The 17,509-nt window shown below is 58.3% G+C and carries 19 protein-coding genes and 4 pseudogenes; 17 read left to right on the top strand and 6 right to left on the bottom strand.

The features are described from left to right. Positions 1-91 precede the first annotated feature (91 nt). A complete protein-coding gene (locus NLY44_RS27480; protein ID WP_023806350.1) occupies positions 92-1,117 on the bottom strand; it encodes a LysR family transcriptional regulator in 1,026 nt (341 codons plus the stop codon). A 237-nt stretch (positions 1,118-1,354) separates the two neighbouring features. Between NLY44_RS27480 and NLY44_RS27475 the strand changes: the two genes are divergently transcribed. From NLY44_RS27475 to NLY44_RS27420, 12 genes and pseudogenes are all read left to right on the top strand, one after another. Further along, positions 1,355-1,948, top strand: a complete 594-nt coding sequence (locus NLY44_RS27475) for a NodA family N-acyltransferase (RefSeq protein ID WP_023694280.1) — start codon at positions 1,355-1,357, stop codon at positions 1,946-1,948. Then, positions 1,945-2,604, top strand: coding sequence for a chitooligosaccharide deacetylase NodB (nodB, locus tag NLY44_RS27470; RefSeq protein WP_023806351.1), 660 nt, complete (start codon positions 1,945-1,947; stop codon positions 2,602-2,604). Before NLY44_RS27475 ends, nodB begins: the two co-directional genes overlap by 4 nt. Positions 2,605-2,618: 14 nt before the next feature. Next, on the top strand, positions 2,619-3,977 hold the full coding sequence (gene nodC, locus NLY44_RS27465) for a chitooligosaccharide synthase NodC (protein WP_023806352.1): 1,359 nt from the start codon (positions 2,619-2,621) through the stop codon (positions 3,975-3,977). 35 nt (positions 3,978-4,012) lie between these two features. Then, positions 4,013-4,621, top strand: coding sequence for a nodulation methyltransferase NodS (gene nodS / locus NLY44_RS27460; RefSeq protein ID WP_023806353.1), 609 nt, complete (start codon positions 4,013-4,015; stop codon positions 4,619-4,621). A gap of 35 nt (positions 4,622-4,656) precedes the next feature. Continuing rightward, positions 4,657-4,890: pseudogene (locus NLY44_RS27455) on the top strand (carbamoyltransferase N-terminal domain-containing protein); the annotation flags it as partial. Between the two features lie 54 nt (positions 4,891-4,944). Next, positions 4,945-5,855, top strand: a pseudogene (nodI, locus tag NLY44_RS27450) (nodulation factor ABC transporter ATP-binding protein NodI). A gap of 3 nt (positions 5,856-5,858) precedes the next feature. Further along, a complete protein-coding gene (locus NLY44_RS27445) occupies positions 5,859-6,647 on the top strand; it encodes an ABC transporter permease (RefSeq protein ID WP_023806355.1) in 789 nt (262 codons plus the stop codon). A 64-nt stretch (positions 6,648-6,711) separates the two neighbouring features. Next, positions 6,712-7,686, top strand: coding sequence for a LysR family transcriptional regulator (locus tag NLY44_RS27440; protein ID WP_023806356.1), 975 nt, complete (start codon positions 6,712-6,714; stop codon positions 7,684-7,686). An 8-nt stretch (positions 7,687-7,694) separates the two neighbouring features. Next, positions 7,695-7,954: pseudogene (locus NLY44_RS27435) on the top strand (helix-turn-helix domain-containing protein); the annotation flags it as partial. A 165-nt stretch (positions 7,955-8,119) separates the two neighbouring features. Continuing rightward, entirely contained in the window at positions 8,120-8,911 is a 792-nt protein-coding gene (locus tag NLY44_RS27430; protein ID WP_023806358.1) for a calcium-binding protein, read from the top strand. A 451-nt stretch (positions 8,912-9,362) separates the two neighbouring features. Further along, positions 9,363-10,901 carry a type I secretion system permease/ATPase gene (locus NLY44_RS27425; protein ID WP_286457853.1) on the top strand — a complete coding sequence of 513 codons (1,539 nt, stop codon included), beginning with the start codon at positions 9,363-9,365 and terminating at the stop codon, positions 10,899-10,901. After that, positions 10,888-12,201, top strand: coding sequence for an HlyD family type I secretion periplasmic adaptor subunit (locus NLY44_RS27420; RefSeq protein ID WP_023806359.1), 1,314 nt, complete (start codon positions 10,888-10,890; stop codon positions 12,199-12,201). Before NLY44_RS27425 ends, NLY44_RS27420 begins: the two co-directional genes overlap by 14 nt. Positions 12,202-12,475: 274 nt before the next feature. On the opposite strand, the gene NLY44_RS27415 is transcribed toward NLY44_RS27420, so the two are convergent. Further along, positions 12,476-12,706, bottom strand: a complete 231-nt coding sequence (locus tag NLY44_RS27415) for a hypothetical protein (RefSeq protein WP_023806360.1) — start codon at positions 12,704-12,706, stop codon at positions 12,476-12,478. 524 nt (positions 12,707-13,230) lie between these two features. Here NLY44_RS27415 and NLY44_RS27410 point away from each other — a divergent pair. The 4 genes and pseudogenes from NLY44_RS27410 to NLY44_RS27395 all read left to right on the top strand — a co-directional run. Continuing rightward, a pseudogene (locus tag NLY44_RS27410) lies at positions 13,231-13,458 on the top strand (helix-turn-helix domain-containing protein); the annotation flags it as partial. 75 nt (positions 13,459-13,533) lie between these two features. Next, complete coding sequence (locus NLY44_RS27405; RefSeq protein WP_023806361.1) at positions 13,534-13,770, top strand: hypothetical protein; 237 nt, start codon at positions 13,534-13,536, stop codon at positions 13,768-13,770. Between the two features lie 110 nt (positions 13,771-13,880). Further along, positions 13,881-14,591 carry a hypothetical protein gene (locus NLY44_RS27400; protein ID WP_023806362.1) on the top strand — a complete coding sequence of 237 codons (711 nt, stop codon included), beginning with the start codon at positions 13,881-13,883 and terminating at the stop codon, positions 14,589-14,591. Next, positions 14,588-14,986 carry a PIN-like domain-containing protein gene (locus NLY44_RS27395; RefSeq protein ID WP_023806363.1) on the top strand — a complete coding sequence of 133 codons (399 nt, stop codon included), beginning with the start codon at positions 14,588-14,590 and terminating at the stop codon, positions 14,984-14,986. The genes NLY44_RS27400 and NLY44_RS27395 overlap by 4 nt, the downstream gene beginning before the upstream one ends. Before the next feature lie 14 nt (positions 14,987-15,000). Here NLY44_RS27395 and NLY44_RS27390 read toward each other — a convergent pair whose 3' ends face one another. Next, positions 15,001-15,333: a sunset domain-containing protein gene (locus NLY44_RS27390; protein WP_031356186.1), complete on the bottom strand. Its 333-nt coding sequence runs from the start codon at positions 15,331-15,333 to the stop codon at positions 15,001-15,003. A 50-nt stretch (positions 15,334-15,383) separates the two neighbouring features. On the opposite strand from NLY44_RS27390, the gene hxsD reads away from it, so the two are divergent. Beyond that, the gene (gene hxsD, locus NLY44_RS27385; RefSeq protein ID WP_023806365.1) at positions 15,384-15,716 is read left to right on the top strand and encodes a His-Xaa-Ser system protein HxsD; all 333 of its coding nucleotides are present in this window, start codon (positions 15,384-15,386) and stop codon (positions 15,714-15,716) included. Between the two features lie 220 nt (positions 15,717-15,936). On the opposite strand, the gene NLY44_RS27380 is transcribed toward hxsD, so the two are convergent. The 3 genes from NLY44_RS27380 to NLY44_RS33050 form a co-directional block, all read right to left on the bottom strand. Then, complete coding sequence (locus tag NLY44_RS27380; protein WP_286456080.1) at positions 15,937-16,233, bottom strand: hypothetical protein; 297 nt, start codon at positions 16,231-16,233, stop codon at positions 15,937-15,939. A 596-nt stretch (positions 16,234-16,829) separates the two neighbouring features. Next, complete coding sequence (locus NLY44_RS27375) at positions 16,830-17,051, bottom strand: hypothetical protein (protein WP_023806368.1); 222 nt, start codon at positions 17,049-17,051, stop codon at positions 16,830-16,832. 34 nt (positions 17,052-17,085) lie between these two features. After that, positions 17,086-17,427 (bottom strand): helix-turn-helix domain-containing protein, encoded by a 342-nt coding sequence (locus NLY44_RS33050; RefSeq protein WP_081727491.1) that lies wholly within the window; start codon positions 17,425-17,427, stop codon positions 17,086-17,088. Positions 17,428-17,509 lie beyond the last annotated feature (82 nt).

The following is a 17,509-nucleotide window of genomic DNA, read 5'->3' as shown; positions in this document are numbered from 1 at the left end:
GCAACTCGCCTGAGATCAGCCCCAGAACGTAGGCAACACGCGCCGCGCCGGCGCTTGTCGAGATGCTGATCGGCCCGTCTACAGGGGGCGATTAGGTGGGGCTTAACATCTTCCGGGACTTCGCACGCGATTTCGAGGTGGCAGTCGGTACCAAGAAACGAAAGGTCGGATCGGCGTGCCCGAGACGCTCAATGATTTCAGGCAAAGGCGCCAGGCGAGATGCCTCCTGCAACATCATTTCCCGCATCCACATGCTTGCCGGATCACTATTGTGAAGCTCAGGCCATTGGACGGCTTCCGTGAATGCAGGAGGAGGAAGTGGCGGCGGAAGTTGGACAATCCGCAGGGGTGTTGCTTTTGCGAAATGCTGCGCCAGCCGTAAGGGCATGGTCCCGATGCGGTTGGTGCCTGACAGGACGGGCGGGATCAGGCTAAAGCCCTGTACGACAACTTCGATACGTCTCTCGAAACCGTGCTCGAGCAAATACCATTCCTCCATGGTGGGCTGCCGGGTGTGCCTGAATTTGAGCACAACATGTCCCATGCACAAGTATCGCTCGAATGTAAGTGGCTCCGACAGCTGCTTGTTCGTGCCGCAGCCTACGCCTACGAGCTTATCTTCGAACAGGGCTGCGCGAGGATGTTTCGACATGAACACTTCCGGCATGATCAGAAAATCAACGTCGCCGCGCCGGAGAAGCTCCTCGGGGTCGTCGCAAATAGGCAGACATTCAAAGCGAACGGCGGGAGCTTCCTGCGCAGCGCGCTCTACTATCTTCCTAAAAAATACGAGCGTGATGTAATCGGAAAGCATGATTCGGAAGAGACGATCCGATTGGGCCGGGTTGAAGGCGTCGGGGGAAATAATCGATAGCTGGATGTGCAGCAATGCGTCCCGGACTGCTGGGGCGAGCCCGTCGGCGCGCGGCGTCAAAATGAGCTCGCGGCCGCTCATCGTAAATAGCTCATCGCTGAAATAGGCGCGTAGCCGAGCAACGGCGGCGCTCATGGCCGGCTGGCTCAGGTTGATACTGCGAGCCGCGGCAGTGACTTTACGCTCCCTCATCAGAGCGTCCAGCACAACGAGGAGATTTAGATCCAGCCCTTTAAAACGCATGTCATGTTCTATCCAACGTGTGGATGCGTATCATTCAAACAATCAATTTTACGAATTTACGAGCCATGCATTAGAGGAACGGAAAGTGAGCGACGTCAAGCTCAAATCGACGACACGGGCCGGAACTCGAGAGAGCGTCTGGCTCACCTTCGCCAACGACAACGGCTGAGTGCAGCCACCAACGCCGCTTTGGTCGAGTAATGCGGCCGCAAAAACCAATATGAAGAGAGGTCCTGAATGCGCCATCAGGTGCAGTGGAAGTTGTGCTGGGAAAACGAGTTGCAGCTCTCCGATCACGTTAAGCTCGCCGAGTTCTTTCGTGATACGTACGGGCCGACTGGGGCGTCCAACGCAGAACCGTTCGAAGGTAGTCGAAGCTGGGCCGGAGCCAGGCCTGAACTCCGCGTAATCGCCTATGATTCAAGCGGTGTAGCGGCTCACATGGGCATACTGCGCCGTTTCATCAAGGTCGACGCGGTCGACCTGTTGGTGGCTGAGCTGGGCCTGTACGGGGTACGTCCGGACCTTGAGGGTCTGGGAATCGCCCATTCAATCCATGTCATGCTTCCAATACTGCAGGAGCTTGGCGTTCCATTCGCTTTCGGAACGGTCAGGGACGCGCTGCGGAATCATGTTGAGAGGTTCGGACGGCGATACAGCCCTATGGCCGTTTTGTCGGGAATTCGCGTGCGCTCCACCCGACCAGAGGCCCGCCTCGACCTGCCGCCCACACGCATCGATGACGCACTCACCATTGTTCTGCCAGTTGGACGGCCGATCAGCGAATGGCCCACGGGCACGATGATAGATCGGAACGGACCAGAGCTATGAGCTGGTCCGATTGCTTGTACGAAGTGCGCCGTGAGTGCTCTGACGGCACCGGCCGTCGAAGCGTTTATCTGACGTTTGACGACGGTCCCAATCCACTTTTCACACCGGAGATTCTCGACGTGCTGGCAGAGCAGCGGGTGCCGGCGACTTTCTTCGTCATCGGCGCCTACGCCTTAGAGCACCCAGATCTAATCCAACGGATGATCGCAGAAGGGCACGAGGTAGGCAACCACACGATGTCTCATCCGGACCTGTACCAATGCGGTTTCGGCGAAGTGCAACGTGAGGTCTTTGAAGCGAACGACGCCATCATGAGAGCGTGCCCGCAGGCCTCGGTCCGCTTTGTTCGCGCGCCCTACGGCGCCTGGAGCGAAGAAGTCTGCACAGCATCACAGATCGCCGGGCTGGCGGCCCTTCATTGGTCCGTCGACCCTCGAGATTGGTCTCGCCCTGGAGTCGAGGCGATTATTGATAGAGTGCTCGCCTCTGTCCGGCCGGGCGCAATTGTACTCTTGCACGACGGATGCCCTCCCGGCGAGTTGAGCCAGGGCGCTCACGCCGGCATGCGCGACCAGACGGTCACGGCGCTGTCCCGGCTGATTCCAGCACTGCGTGAGCGCGGATTTGTAATCCGCTCACTTCCTCAACATCACTGAACAAACGAGATCCCATGACACTTCTTGGTACAACCAGCACTGTGGCCATTTCGCTTTATGCACTGCTCTCGACTGCCTATAAGAGCATGCAAGGGCTTTATGCTATGCCGACAAAGGATTCGTCGGCGTTGGAGGTTCTCGTCGGCTCCGACAAACTGCCCAGCGTGGATGTCATCGTCCCCTGCTTCAACGAGGATCCGCGCACGCTTTCAGAGTGCCTGGCTTCCATTGCAGACCAAGAATACGCCGGAAGACTTCGGGTCTATTTGGTTGATGACGGTTCTGGAAATCGCGAAGCCTTAGGAACTGTCCACGAAGACTACGCGCGCGACCCCAGGTTCGACATCATTTTGCTTCCCGAGAATGTTGGAAAGCGCAAGGCGCAGATCGCCGCGATACGCCGCTCATCAGGGGATCTGGTGCTTAACGTTGATTCAGACACGGTACTCGCACCCGACGTCATTTCCAAGCTTGTACCGAAGATGCGAGATTCAGCGGTCGGCGCAGTCATGGGTCAGTTGACGGCCAGTAACCGAACCGAGAGCTGGCTGACCAGGCTGATAGACATGGAGTACTGGCTGGCTTGCAACGAGGAGCGCGCGGCACAGGCTCGCTTCGGTGCCGTTATGTGCTGTTGCGGCCCATGTGCCATGTACCGCCGGTCTGCGCTCCTTTTGTTACTGGACCAGTACGAGTCGCAATTTTTTCGGGGCAAGCCAAGCGACTTCGGTGAGGATCGCCATCTCACTATCCTGATGCTGAAAGCAGGCTTTCGAACCGAATACGTTCCGAGCGCCATCGCGGCCACAGTCGTTCCGAACAGACTCGGACCGTATCTGCGCCAACAACTCCGTTGGGCACGAAGCACATTCCGGGACACGCTGCTTGGGCTGCGCTTGCTGCCTAGCCTAAATAGCTATCTCACGTTGGACGTGGTCGGACAGAATCTCGGCGCGCTACTCCTCGCCCTATCGGTATTAACGGGCCTCGCACATTTCGCACTGACAGGCACTGTGCCTTGGTGGACAGGACTGATGATTGTGTCCATGACCATGCTCCGATGCAGCGTGGTAGCATTTCGTGCTCGACAATTTCGATTTCTTGGCTTTTCGCTGCACACGTTCATCAACGTCTTTCTCTTGCTTCCGTTGAAGGCCTACGCGCTGTGTACCTTGAGCAATAGCGATTGGCTGTCACGAAGCTCTGCTGTCGCTACATCGAACACTGGGGGAAAACAGGCCCCCACCCAAACTCCGATCACTGGTTCCAGCAGGGCAGAATTCTCGCCCCATTCGGCTCCGCTTCGCAGGCTCAATCTTGCGCGGGATTCTTCGGAATTAGTCCTGTCGGACAACATTTGCGGCGACGAGTGATCGCTACTTACCTGATGGACGAGAGGTGCACGAGTTTGACCCAGAACGCGAATCATCAGTTGCTTGATCGGGAATTGGCCGCAGACGATCCGTGGCGCCTCGACGGCAATCCGTTCGAGCAGAAGCGCCACACGCAAATGCTCCAGCTGGCGCTTGCCCAAGGCTCCATTACAAATGCCCTCGAAGTCGGGTGCGCTGCCGGCGCATTCACGGAAAAACTAGCCCCCTACTGCCAAGGGCTCACCGTCATCGATGTCGTGGCGCAAGCGATTGCTCGAGCACGTCAACGGATAAAGGAGCCGTCGCGCATCAACTGGATAGTCTCCGATGTTCAACAGTTTTCGACCAACGAGTTGTTTGACCTGATCGTTGTGGCGGAGGTCCTCTACTACCTCGGAGACATAGCCGAGATGCGCGCGGCCGTCAAAAACCTGGTGCGGGTGCTTGCGCCAGGCGGGCATCTGATCTTCGGATCGGCAAGGGATGCTAATTGCCGTCGCTGGGGTCACGCCGCTGGTGCTGAGCCGGTCATCGCCATGCTGAACGAAACGTTGATCGAGGTAGAGCGTCTTGAGTGTCGGGGCGAGTCGGTCAACGAAGACTGCTTGCTCGTCCGTTTCCGGAACCCGATTTCCGCTTCCTGATGAATCGAATCTATCGCCGTTAACGTGGAGACACTATGCGCATCTGTGGTACCAAGCTGACCCATGATGGGGCGATCGCCCTGGTCGAGGATGGACGGCTCGTCTTCTGCGTTGACCAGGAAAAGCGGCACAACGATCCGCGTTACCAATCCATCGATAATCTCGACGCAATTGTTGCCGCTTTAGCGGAGCAGCGGCTAGATCCTTGTGATGTCGATCAGTTCGTTATCGACGGCGGGGATGGCGAAGACGAGTCACAGTTTCAGGTCGGCAGGCAACCAAGCAACCGCCAGTTTTGTCGTCCCTCTCGGTAAAATGAACCCATGTCCATGGTAGCGATCGACCTTACTGACGTAAGCAAAACTTATGACAAGCTCGTTGTCGACAGGCTGTCGTTCCGCGTTGCGGCGGGGGAATGCTTCGGGCTCTTGGGACCGAACGGCGCGGGCAAAAGCACGATTGCGCGTATGGTCCTCGGCATGACATCGCCTGATGCGGGGAAGATTACTGTGCTCGGCGCTCCAGTGCCGGCGCGCGCGCGTTTGGCACGTATGCGCATCGGCGTGGTCCCGCAGTTCGACAATCTTGATGCCGCGTTCACTGTACGCGAGAACCTGTTGGTGTTCGGGCGCTACTTCCGGATGAGCAGACGCCAGATCGATGCGGTCATACCATCGCTGCTTGAGTTCGCCCGCCTCGAGAACAAAGCGGATGCGCGCGTCGCCGAACTGTCCGGCGGCATGAAGCGGCGCCTGACGCTCGCGCGTGCGCTGATCAATGACCCGCACTTGCTGGTGATGGACGAGCCGACCACCGGCCTCGATCCGCAGGCCCGCCACCTGATCTGGGATCGGCTGCGATCGCTGCTGGCGCGGGGCAAGACTATTCTTTTGACTACCCATTTCATGGAAGAGGCCGAGCGGCTGTGCGATCGGCTGTGCGTTATGGAGGAGGGGCGCAAGATCGCCGAAGGTCGCCCGTCCGAACTCATTGACGAGCAGATCGGCTGTGACGTGGTCGAGGTCTACGGCGGCAATCCGCATGAACTGGGTGCGCTGATCCGGCCGTACGCACAGCGCATCGAGGTGAGCGGTGAGACGCTTTTTTGCTATGCACCCGATCCGGAGCAGGTGCTGGCGCAGCTACGCGGGCGCACGGGTCTACGCCTTCTGCAGCGTCCCCCAATCTCGAGGATGTGTTTTTGCGGTTAACCGGGCGCGAGATGGAGGACTGAACAATGGGCGAACGTTATGCGGCGGGCATGCCCGCCAATGCGTGGAATTGGGTCGCGGTTTGGCGCCGCAACTATCTTGGATGGAAGAAAATCGGGCTTGCATCGGTTCTCGGCAACCTCGCCGATCCGATGATCTATCTGTTCGGTCTCGGCTTTGGCATCGGAACAATGATAGGTCCTGTTGAGGGCACTTCGTACATTGCGTTTCTCGCGGCTGGCATGGTTGCCACAAGCGTGATGGCATCGGCGACCGCTGAAACGGTCTACGGGAGTTTCGGCCGCATGGGCGACCAGCGCACCTGGGAAGGAATGCTATGCACTCAGCTGACGCTCGGCGATATCTTACTCGGCGAATTGGCGTGGGCAGCCACGAAGGCCCTCATGGCGGGCACAGCAATCACTATTGTTGCCACCACGCTCGGATACGCATCGTGGCCATCCATCCTCTGCTTGCTGCCAGTCATCGCTCTCAATGGCCTCGCCTTCGCGAGTCTAGCGATGGTCGTCACGGCGCTTGCGCCCAGCTATGAATATTTCATATTTTATAATACGCTTGTTATTACACCCATGCTGTTCCTTTGCGGCGCGATGTTTCCGGTCAACCAATTGCCCGGCGCTTTTCAGTATGCTGCCTCCTTATTGCCGCTCGCACATGCAGTCGACCTCATTCGTCCAGCGATGCTTGGCCGTCCGATTGACAAAATGGGCCTGCATATCGGCGCGCTTTGCATATACACGGTTTTGCCCTTCTTCTTTTCGATTGCTCTTTTTCGTCGAAGGCTGATGCGTTGACGCTACTCACCATTCGAATTGGATGTTTGGGCGCAACCCATTCACACGCCGCCTAGATCAAGACATGCGTTTTAAAGGACTCGATCTGAACCTCCTCGTTGTGTTGGACGCTCTGGTCAGGGAACGTAAAGTCACCGCGGCGGCCCGCAGTATTAACCTGAGCCAGCCGGCAATGAGCGCCGCCGTTGCTCGGTTACGCGCCTATTTCAGCGATGAGCTATTTACGATGAGCGGCCGCGAGCTCATTTTGACACCGCGCGCTGAGGGGCTCGCCCCAGCAGTCAGGGAGGCATTGCTGCACATCCAGCTATCGATTATTTCCTGGGACGCCTTCAACCCAGCCCAATCGGATCGTCGCTTCCGGATCATCCTTTCCGATTACATCACGCTCGTATTTTTTAAGAAGATCGTAGAACGTGCTGCGCGGGAAGCTCCCGCCGTCCGCTTTGAATGTCTCCCTATTTCCGACGACCCCGAGGAGCTTCTCCGGCGCGGCGACGTTGATTTTCTGATCATGCCGGAAGTATTCATGTCGAAACATCCTCGCGCAGCCCTGTTCGAAGATAAGCTCGTATGCGTAGGCTGCCGCACGAACAAGCAGCTGTCAGAGCCACTTACATTGGAGCGATACTTATCGATGGGGCAGGTTGTCCTCAAATTCGGGGACACCCGGCAGCTCTCCGTCGAGGAATGGTATCTGCTTGAGCACGGTTTCGAGAGACGTATCGAAGTTGTCGTACACGGCTTTAGCCTGATCCCGCCCGTTGTATCCGGCACCAGCCGCATCGGGACCATGCCCTTACGGCTGGCGCAGCATTTCGCAAAAACAACACCCCTGCGGATTGTCCAACTTCCGCCACCACTTCCTCCCGCATTCACGGAGGCCATCCAATGGCCTGCGCTCCACAATAGTGATCCGGCAAGCTTGTGGATGCGTGAAATGATGTTGCAGGAGGGATCTCGTATGATTCCTCTGCCTAAGAGCACCGGACGTCTCAGTTGTCCGCAAATTGAGAAACTGCTCCCCCCTCGACTATGAGAGGAGGCATGGATGGCGATTGGAATTGGGAGATTCCTGCATTGTCGAGAACGATGTGGAGAGAGCCGATGCTTCAGCCTAAGAGGTAGCAGCGATGCTGCGGCTGCATGAACTTGGCTGGTGGAGCGAACCGATGGGCGAAGGAATTCGGGTGCGCGCGCAACACGGTGCGTCGGTATCTCCGCCACGGCGGGACCGTTCCGTTTGGTAAACCTGTTCGGCCGACCGCGTTGACGGGCTGGACGATTGGCTGCGAGAGCGCTTGTTTCCGGTCCCCGCCGCCTGCGAGCCCGCAACTGCTCAGCAGAAGGGCGAAGCGAACGAGAGTGCATCCATTTCGTAAATGTGTGCCTATCCAAGCAATCGATTTCTCCAATTGTCCGATGACGAATATGAACGACTCAGGCAGGGACATCATTAGGAGTATTTTTCGATGGCAAACATTATCGAGGGTGGCGCGGGTGCCGAAACACTCATCGGCACCGAGCGTGAAGATTGGATGGAGGGTTTCCAGGGCGGTGACTGGATTGACGGTCGTGGCGGCAACGACGAGATCTCGGGTGGCCCGGGCAGTGACCGAGCCATCGGCGGCGAGGGTAACGACCGCATCTTCGGCGGAGATGGCTGGGACGATCTCTCCGGCGACAACGGCCGCTTCAACGCGCGCGTCTCCGGTGAGGACAATGACAGGCTCAGCGGCGGTCCCGGCCAGGATGTCCTCTACGTGGGTGACGGCCAGGACACGTTGACCGGGGGCACCGACAGTGACACGTTCGTGTTCCAGTTCCACAATCCGGTGCCTGGGGTTGTCGGGTCGACGTCGGACATTACCACTATCACCGATTTCAACCCGGCGGAGGACAAGTTCGCCTTCGATGCGGTAGGCCTCTACAACGACGGTTTTGGCGCGAACTTCGTCAACAACGCCAGCATACAGTCCGGCTACCCGGTGAGCAGCTTCTACAGCGGTGCGGCCTCGGGTGCGAACGGCGAACACGTCGTGGTGATCACTGGCGAATCTTTCAACTCTGCTAATGAGGCGGCGAGTGCGATCTCCGGCGAGCACGCCGGCGACATCATTGTCTACCAAAGCAGCTACACCGACAGACTCGCAACTCTGGCCTATGTCACCGCCGACGGCAGCGCGCACGAGTTCGCCCACCTGGGCGGTGTAGTCACCGTGGCCGACCTAGGCCTGACCGCGTCGGACTTCACCTTCGTTTGATCCAGAAACCCATACGGAACCGCGCCCGCCCCGCCCCCTGGGCGGGCGCTTTCCCGTTCCGCTACTTGCCTGGGCCGGGGCGCCCGAGGGGCGCCCGGGAGCAGTCGCAGCGTGGATAGCTTGACCAAGCCCTGCGCGTCGCGCTGGTCGTGCACCGAAATCTCCTGAAGGTGTGGAGGCGGATTCGCCTGTTCGGGCCCTTGCGGCCGACCACGATGAATCCCTTCCAAACCTTCAGCCGGACGGTGTTGTTGACCCGCTCCATTAAATGCCGGGACCAAACATATTCGGCGGGAGCACTGATCCTGAACCAGCGAGCGGATGCAGTCGGTTGCCGGTCGGGGAGCAATATAGGGAGCCGGGTCGCCAGCCTCCGGAGACTTACGTGACAACCATTCCAAAGGATTCAGCTTTGAGACCCTTCCCTCTGACATCCGCGATTTGGGGCATTATGTTGATCAGCGGCGTGGTCAACGTGCTTGCGCTGATCTCGCCGCTGTTCATGCTTCAGGTCTATGACCGCGTTCTGGCAAGTGGCAGCGTATCCACGCTAGTGGGGCTCGTCGTGCTTGCTGCGGGGCTTTATGCGTTCCAATGCCTGCTCGACATTTTGCGCGCCCGCGTGCTGCTGCGGATTGGCGAGCGTTTCGATGGTCAGTTTTCCGGACGCGTTCACGATGCGATCGTTCGCCTTCCGCTTTCAACGCGCATGCCGGGCGACGGCTTGCAGCCGCTTCGCGATCTCGACAATGTTCGCGGCTTCTTAGGTGGAAACGGTCCGACAGCGTTCTTCGATCTGCCATGGATGCTGTTTTATCTCGGCATTTGCTTCCTCCTTCATTTCTGGATCGGCATGACGGCACTTATCGGGGCGGTCGGTCTCACATCTCTGACACTCCTTGCCAACACTCTCTCGCAAGGGCCGATAAGCGATACCGTTGCCCACAACATGGCACGCAATGGTCTGCTGCAAGCAGCGCGTTGCAATGCCGACTTGCGCCTGCAGGTGCAATCGGCCATTCTTGCCGTCGGTGCGTACCTTGTCGTCAGGCAGGAGGCTACGGCCGGGGTCATGATTGTCAGTTCGATAATGATGGGGCGTGCACTGGCTCCGGTCGATCTGGCCATTTCAAGCTGGAAACCCTTCCTCATTGCGCGCCAGAGTTGGGCGCGGCTTGAGGACCTCTTGGAAAAGGTTCCTGAAACCGCTCCTGTTGTGCCTATGCCTGCACCTGAACGCGAACTGCGCTTGGAAAGCGTGACAATCGTTCCGCCCGGCGAAAGCAAGCTGACCGTGACCGGCCTTGCGTTTGTCATTCAGGCGGGAAGCGCACTCGGGGTCATCGGTCCATCGGGCTCGGGCAAGTCGACACTCTCGCGCGCCATCGTCGGCGCATGGACGCCGGTCGCCGGGAAGGTTCGCATTGACAGCGCAAGCCTCGATCAATGGGACCGGGAAGCACTAGGCCGTCATATCGGCTATCTGCCACAAGGTGTTGAGCTGTTCGACGGCACCATTGCCGAAAACATTGCTCGTTTTGAAGATGATCCTGACCCTGAGGCTATTGTCGCCGCGGCGAAAGCAGCGGGCACGCACGAACTGATCCTCCGATTTGAGCACGGATACGAAACTCCGGTCGGTGAGGTCGGATCGGCACTTTCCGCCGGGCAGCGCCAGCTTATCGGTCTTGCCCGTGCCCTTTATCGAGACCCTTTCCTTGTTGTGCTGGATGAACCCAATACCCATCTCGATGCGGAAGGCGAAGCTGCAGTCGCTAAGGCGATCGCCTCCGTGCGCGAGCGCAAGGGCATTGCGGTTGTCGTCTGCCATCAGCCGAGCGTCATCCGCGCCGTCGATTTGGTGTTGGTGATGGAAGGTGGACGGCAGCGAGCATTCGGTGCGCGTTCCAAAGTCCTGAAGGCCATCGAGTCTACACAGGATCACGTGGCAGAGCGCGCTGACATGGAGGATACCGGTGTCCGGCATTGATCAGAACAATGACGTTTCAAGCTCCATTCGCCGGCACCTGGTGGCGGGCCTTCTGGCGAGCGTGATCTTTGTGGGAGGAGCCGGAGCCTGGGCGACCTTCACGAATCTCTCCGGTGCGGTTGTAGCGTCCGGACACTTTGTCGTCGTTTCCTATGTCAAGAAGGTGCAGCACCCGACTGGCGGGGTGGTCGGAGAAATCCTGGTGCGCGAAGGGGATAAAGTAAAAGCCGGCGACATCCTCATGCGGCTCGATGCCACCCAGACGCGCGCCAATCTCGCCATAGTCACCAAGCGGCTCGATGAGCTGGCCGCCTACCTGGCACGACTCGATGCTGAGCGTGACGATCTCGCGGAAATCGCCTTCCCGGACTGGCTACTCGCCCGAAGAGATGTTCCGGACGTAGCTTCGGCAATAGATAGCGAGACGCTGCTGTTCGAATTCCGCAGGCAATCCCGCAACGGGAAGCAGGCGCAATTGGCGGAACGCATTACTCAATATCACCACGAGATCGAAGGACTCAAGGCGCAGGAAATTGCCTATGAAAAAATGATCGAGGTTCTCCAAAAGGAAATTGCTGTTCTAAGTGGGCTGCGCAAGCAAGGCATTGTCTCGGACCAACGGTTGAACAGCCTGAAGATCCAGGTTGCCACTTTCGGCGGCGAACGCGGTGAGAAGATCGCAGATCAGGCACAGACGGCAGCCCGCATAGCCGAAACGCGCCTGCAGATCCCGCAGATCGATCAGGATTTCAAGTCGGAAGTCGGCCAGGAGCTCAGAGAGGTTCAGGCGCAGATCGGGGAGTATGTTGAGCGCAAGGTGGCGGTTGAACAGGAACTGCGGCGGATCGATATCGTCGCGCCGCAGTCAGGCGCCATTCAACAACTCGCAGTTCATACGGTCGGCGGAGTGATTACGCCCGCCGATCCGATCATGCTAATCGTGCCGGAAGGCGACGATCTTGCGCTTGAAGTACGAATCACCCCGAAGGACATCGACCAAATCCAGCTTGGTCACAAGGCCGTGCTGCGGATGTCAGCCTTCAATCTGAGAACCACGCCGATATTGAACGGATATGTCAGCCGGATCGCAGCCGATCTGGCGACGGATGAAAAAAACGGCATTTCGTACTACCTGGTGCGCCTGTCGGTTCCGCAGGCGGAACTGACGAAGCTCAAGGGGCTGACACTCGTGCCCGGTATGCCGGCCGAAGCGATGGTCGAGACGGGCGAGCGTACGGCGCTTTCCTATTTCGTGAAGCCGCTGTCGGACCAAATCAGTCGGACATTCCGGGAGGAATGAAATAACCCACAGAATATATCGTTGTATTTCTGTTGGTTTCTTTGAGCGTGGTGAGACCTGAAGGCACACATATTTTCTCAATTGCCTCTGGGCACAACTTCTTTCTGCAGTGAATTCAACATCTTAACGTACCCTCAAAAGCAGAAATGTCAGCGTTTCATGTTGCAACTGAGACAACGGTTTTTACTGGTGCGCGGCTGGTGAAACGCGACATGAAAAACCCGCCACCAGCGGCAGCGGGCTGTTCGTTTCTCTTCTGCGGAATGAAAGTCAGTCAGTGCCGCGTGGCTGACATCGCCTCGAACATATCCCAAGCCCCATCTCGGTTTCGGTGCTTACCGGGAATGCGGACCCAGCACTGCTTCGCAAAGATCCGAGCTTCTAGATCGTCGTCAGGATGCGTATCGGTCATAAGCGCCGTCCAGTCCCACTTCCGGGTTTCGCGGCGCATAACGTCGACCACAAACCAGCCGGAAGGCGGTCGATCACCTTCGGTCGTTCGCATGGCAGTTTCCTTCTGAACGAAAGATCATTGCCGTTCACTCAGCGGCCTGAAGTCAACGCCGACGGTCTGCAAGACGAGCAGCGCACGCGTGGCTTGCGAGGGCACCGTTTCCCATGTGGGGCTACAACTCTCGGTCATCGTAGCGGGAAATGGTAATGCGCCGCAAGAGTGTTGCAGGGCACGAGGGCTGTTAGGCGGTAGGGTTGCGCTCGCCAGGGTAGATGTCGCGCATAAGCAGCAGACGTTCGAAGAACAGCCATCTCACTGTAGGCTTGCAGCAGTTCCTCCTGGGAGGGCAGAGGCGCCGGTTGCGGCGAGACATGCGCCCCGGCAGCGCCTCTTATGGCCGGAATAGAGGCGATGGCACCGAGCAGGGCGCCGCGGGAAAATCTTCCAAGGGAAAGCAGCGGCCATAGCTTCGCCGGCGTTAGGCATTTGGGTCTGCATTTGCGATAACGTTGCACTAATGGTATAAGGCTGCACGTATCGTACAGTCGGCACTTTTAATGTAAGGTTTAATTAAAATGACAATTTCACCATCTCAATGCCGGGCAGCCCGGGCGCTTGTTGGATGGTCGCAGGATCAGCTGGCAGCGGCCTCCCAGGTGGCCAAGACGACCATTGCCAATTTCGAAGCTGGCAAGCGGACGCCATACGACCGCACGCTGGTCGACCTGCAGGCCGCTCTGGAGGCTGCCGGGGTTGAGCTCATTCCGCAGAATGGAGGAGGCGCCGGCGTGAGGCTCGCAAAGCCGTAGCCGGGCCGGCGCTTGCGTTCGCGCTAAACCGGCGCGAAGCTGCCTTTTGGGGAACGGGAGGGCATACGTATGGCAATCAGATATCGGGCGACGACAACGATCCGGCTCAACACGGATGGCATATGGGGTGCTTGGATGTTGATCGTGTCTCCGCTGGTGCAGGCGATTATCTGGTACTACTATTTTGCGAAGCCGGACTATGGATGGCTCGGCCTTATTGCCCTCACCAGCGTGACAGTGCCCTGCGGCTTCGTGCTGCTACTGATCGGCCGCGACTATGACAGTATCGTCGACGAGACGAACTGACGCCTCGGTCCTCTGCGATCCTGATGATGCGACCGACAGATACATTGCCGCCAGCTGGACGGCGGAAGTGACCCCTTGCACGGTCTATGAAAGTGGATAACTCTTCCGGCATGTCGGTACGCCAGAACATTCAAGACGCAGAATTCTTCGGGGTAGGCTCCTACAGCGTCGGAGAGGCCGCGCGCCTGATAGGGACGTCTGCGCTCAATATTTCGAGGTGGATGAAGGGCTACACCTTCCGCCGCGAAGAAGTTGAGCATCGAATCGCGCCGCTATGGTCATCGCAGTGGCCGATCATCAACAATCATCTCGAGATCGGATTCCGTGACCTGATCGAGCTCCGCTTTGTCAAAGCATTCACAGGGGCCGGCGTCGGCCTTTTGGCGGTTAGAAATTGCATCGAGTACGCACGTGAGTGCGTCAATGACGAGCGCCCGTTCTCAACCAGGCGCTTCCAGACTGACGGCAGAACGATCTTCCTCGAAGGAATAGAGCGTTCCGGTGAAACCAAGCTACTCGACCTGAAGAGGCGGCAGTATGTTTTCCGCCAGGTCATAGAGCGGACGTTCAAAGATCTGGATATCGAGAATGACGCGGTGGCGCGCTGGCGGCCCTTCAATGGCAAGCAGTCCATCGTGATCGACCCCCATCGTTCGTTCGGTCAGCCGATCGCCTCCAAATATGGCGTCCCGACCGTGGCGCTTGCGCAAGCGGTAGAAGCCGAAGGATCCGTGGAAAAGGTGGCGCGCCTTTTCGATGTCTCAGCTACCTCTGTTAGAGACGCCATGAAATTCGAAGAGAGCCTTCAGAGCGCCGCGTGAAAGCCCTGGTCGACGAAAACCTGTCGCCCGCTCTCGCCCGTTCGCTAAATGCCCTGTTCGCCGGGGAGCATGAGATCGTCCATATCAGAGAGAAGTTCGGCCCCGGCGTGAAAGATGTGGCCTGGATCGGCCAGCTGAGCACGGAGGGGCGTTGGATCGTCATTTCTGGCGATCGACGCATTACCCGGAACAAGGTCGAATATGCTGCATTTCGAAGCTCTCGGCTCGTCGGGTTTTTTCTTTCGAAGGGCCTCTACAAGGCTCCGGTCGTCAAGCAGATGGAGCGGCTACTCGCCCTTTGGAGCACGATCGAAAAGCAATCGGAAATTGTCGCGGGCGGCGCGATGTTCGAACTTCCAATAAAGAGCACGCGCATCGAGCAACTGAAGGTGTAGTCTAAAGGCATTCGCTACACTTTCGCTTTCCGCCAGCCCGCCCACCACGCTTCCCATTGTGAGCAGAACCAGCGCTCTCCTCGAGCTGGGTTGACGCGCGTAGCAGAGTAATATTCCTGCCCCGGCATATGGTAGATATGCTCGCCGCGCTCGTTAATGTTGCCCTTGATACCGCAGCCCGCCTCGCGGACAGCCGCGTTGCTGGCCGACGAATCGCCGCCATGGTGAACGCGCGGCAGCTCGTGCCGATCGTCGCAGACTGCAAGATAGCCCGCGGAAGTCGCCCCGAGCATCACCAGAACGTCGACGAGACGATAGCGGAAAAGCGAGCGTACCACACTAGCCATTCAAGCCATGCTAGTCATGGGTCTCACTGCTCTGGGTACAGTTATTGCTGATGTCGGACACCTCTCGCGATAGCGAGCTCGTCCAGACTGCCCAAGTCAAGTTTGATCTGTCAGTCTTCAGCCTCGACTGTGTAAAGCGCGCCGCGTATCGGGTAACCGGCAACGCTGCGGTTGAGATCACGATCGAGGGCGGCTTCGCAGTATGCACGATCAACTTCAGCAAGGCGGCCGCGCGAACTTCGGCCGACGCAGCGGTAGAAAGACTGCGGCTAGAGGTCTTGGATCAGGACCTGCGTAGCAGCATCGCCGCCGAAACCGCCACTGTTAGAAAAGCGATACTGGCGCTTGCGTTTTCCAGATCGGGCCTACAGTCCGATGACTAAGTTTGCTCCGGCAACTGAGTTCCAACGACCGTTGGACGACACATATCAGCTCGCGTACTTCCGTTTTTCCCAGTTGGACGACGAGCGGTATGTGCTGACCAACCAAGCGGGCGAATATCTGGTATTGCCGCGCGCCGTGCTGGCTTCATTTATCAGGCACGAGCTTCCCAGCACACACCCCGCCTACGAATCCAAAGCGGCCCGCGCCCACCATCGATGCTCAATTGCCTAGCCGGTTGCCATTGCCCGCTAACGAGCGCACACTGTTGCGGTCGCCTCGAAAAACCAAAAACAAACAGGCACGAGGCGCTTGGGAGCGATCATCAGGCTTTCGCCCGACCAGGGAGAAGGCCATGCCGACACCGGCAGAGATCCGGCTCATTTTTTGACGGGGCAACTCGCTCACAACCAGAGCATCGTTTCCAAGCAAGATATAGTCGTCGGTTTGCTGAATCACGAAGGCAGTCCAACGACCGACGCCATTAGCCTTTTGGCGAGCATGCACCACACCCTGCAAGGGACCCGCCAGATCTTACACGAGGCGGAAGCGGCATATCGAGTCAGAAATGCGGAGTAGTGAAAAAGCCCAACGCGCGTACACAGCCGCAGAGTTCGCCGAGAAACACGGTTTGACAGTGAAGGCAGCCGGAATCATCTTGTCCGTGAACGGCTCCTCACGTGTCGCTTGCGATGCAGCAGCACGTGCATTCAAAGAAGCGGTAGCGCACCGACAACACAGCAATGAGAGTATAACGATAAAAGCCCGCTGACATCTGGGGACGCCGTGCTTGTGCAGGGATGGCCCGCGCTTGCTTCCGAGCGCGGGCCGACCACGATGAGTGAGGGGCCATCTTGGTCACCGGCACGGGACCGCTGAAGAAAGAGCCGGGTGCGACCGAACAGCCTCAGAGCGAGGATGTTCCCGACTGCCGCAAAAAAGCCCGCCAGCGTGAGCCGGCGGCAATGGCCTGGAGTATGCTTGAACGAGCCAGCATAGGTCAACGAGCGGCGGAAGGTTCGGTTGCAACTCGCTCGTTGCTCCCGAGTTGTTGCCTGGGAGCCCCGACACAGAAAACTTCGCCGCCATGAAAGGACTGGCGCCCAGCGCGCAAGCTACGTATCCGGCCTCGTGACCGTTGCAATCGAATTCCACCAGTAGTCCGGCGACGCCGGCGAAGCGCAACCATTGAAGTTCATCTCGTGGGCGGCGAACTGCGGATCGGTATCGACGATCGTCTCGGCTGCCAGGTCTTGCGCCTCGATAGAGGGCAAGGTCACGAAACCGAAAACAGAAGGCGCGGCGATCCCAATCCGTTGCTTTTCCTCATTCTTCATTGCGAAGATCGACGCTTCCAGTCGATCAAAGACGTCAGAGCAAGTTGTACGTTTCGCAGGAGTTCCAAGGCTTCCTGCAAGGGAACGATGCGGTTGGCTGATCTCTTGAAGAGTGTGATGCGAGCGTGGTCTCGAGCTGCTTCACATGTTGACTGACGGCTGGCTTGCTTGTCCCGAGCGCAGCCGCCGCTCGCCTCGTCGAACCTTCCCACAACACTTCTCGGAAAACCTTCGGTTGACGGAGCTTCAGAGCGACCCCACGATGGACTCGATTGAGTGAACCTGATGGTGGTGAGCATCGCAGAGGATCGGCGACCGGGCTGTCATAATCCCAGCCCGCATCCGGTCCCGCGGGCGGGTTCGATCCCTGATGCATGATGCGGACCCCGCGGACGGGGACAGTCGGTCCCGCGTCCCGTCATGCGGCCGGCGCTATGCTGACATGGGGTAATTGCGGG

This window comes from Mesorhizobium sp. C089B (genome assembly GCF_030323125.1).
Classification (GTDB): Bacteria; Pseudomonadota; Alphaproteobacteria; order Rhizobiales; family Rhizobiaceae; genus Mesorhizobium.
This window is presented reverse-complemented; position numbering and strand designations above follow the sequence as displayed.

Bases quoted from the DNA above. Each gene is read 5' to 3' on its own strand.
- nodC (WP_023806352.1), top strand. From the start codon at position 2,619: ATGACACTTCTTGGTACAACCAGCACTGTGGCCATTTCGCTTTATGCA.
- NLY44_RS27440 (WP_023806356.1), top strand. From the start codon at position 6,712: ATGCGTTTTAAAGGACTCGATCTGAACCTCCTCGTTGTGTTGGACGCT.
- NLY44_RS27375 (WP_023806368.1), bottom strand. From the start codon at position 17,051: ATGAAGAATGAGGAAAAGCAACGGATTGGGATCGCCGCGCCTTCTGTT.
- NLY44_RS27415 (WP_023806360.1), bottom strand. From the start codon at position 12,706: ATGCGAACGACCGAAGGTGATCGACCGCCTTCCGGCTGGTTTGTGGTC.
- nodB (WP_023806351.1), top strand. From the start codon at position 1,945: ATGAGCTGGTCCGATTGCTTGTACGAAGTGCGCCGTGAGTGCTCTGAC.
- hxsD (WP_023806365.1), top strand. From the start codon at position 15,384: ATGTCGGACACCTCTCGCGATAGCGAGCTCGTCCAGACTGCCCAAGTC.
- NLY44_RS27475 (WP_023694280.1), top strand. From the start codon at position 1,355: ATGCGCCATCAGGTGCAGTGGAAGTTGTGCTGGGAAAACGAGTTGCAG.
- NLY44_RS33050 (WP_081727491.1), bottom strand. From the start codon at position 17,427: ATGCATCAGGGATCGAACCCGCCCGCGGGACCGGATGCGGGCTGGGAT.
- NLY44_RS27480 (WP_023806350.1), bottom strand. From the start codon at position 1,117: ATGCGTTTTAAAGGGCTGGATCTAAATCTCCTCGTTGTGCTGGACGCT.
- NLY44_RS27390 (WP_031356186.1), bottom strand. From the start codon at position 15,333: ATGGCTAGTGTGGTACGCTCGCTTTTCCGCTATCGTCTCGTCGACGTT.
- NLY44_RS27445 (WP_023806355.1), top strand. From the start codon at position 5,859: ATGGGCGAACGTTATGCGGCGGGCATGCCCGCCAATGCGTGGAATTGG.
- NLY44_RS27405 (WP_023806361.1), top strand. From the start codon at position 13,534: ATGGCAATCAGATATCGGGCGACGACAACGATCCGGCTCAACACGGAT.
- NLY44_RS27430 (WP_023806358.1), top strand. From the start codon at position 8,120: ATGGCAAACATTATCGAGGGTGGCGCGGGTGCCGAAACACTCATCGGC.
- NLY44_RS27425 (WP_286457853.1), top strand. From the start codon at position 9,363: ATGTTGATCAGCGGCGTGGTCAACGTGCTTGCGCTGATCTCGCCGCTG.
- NLY44_RS27400 (WP_023806362.1), top strand. From the start codon at position 13,881: ATGTCGGTACGCCAGAACATTCAAGACGCAGAATTCTTCGGGGTAGGC.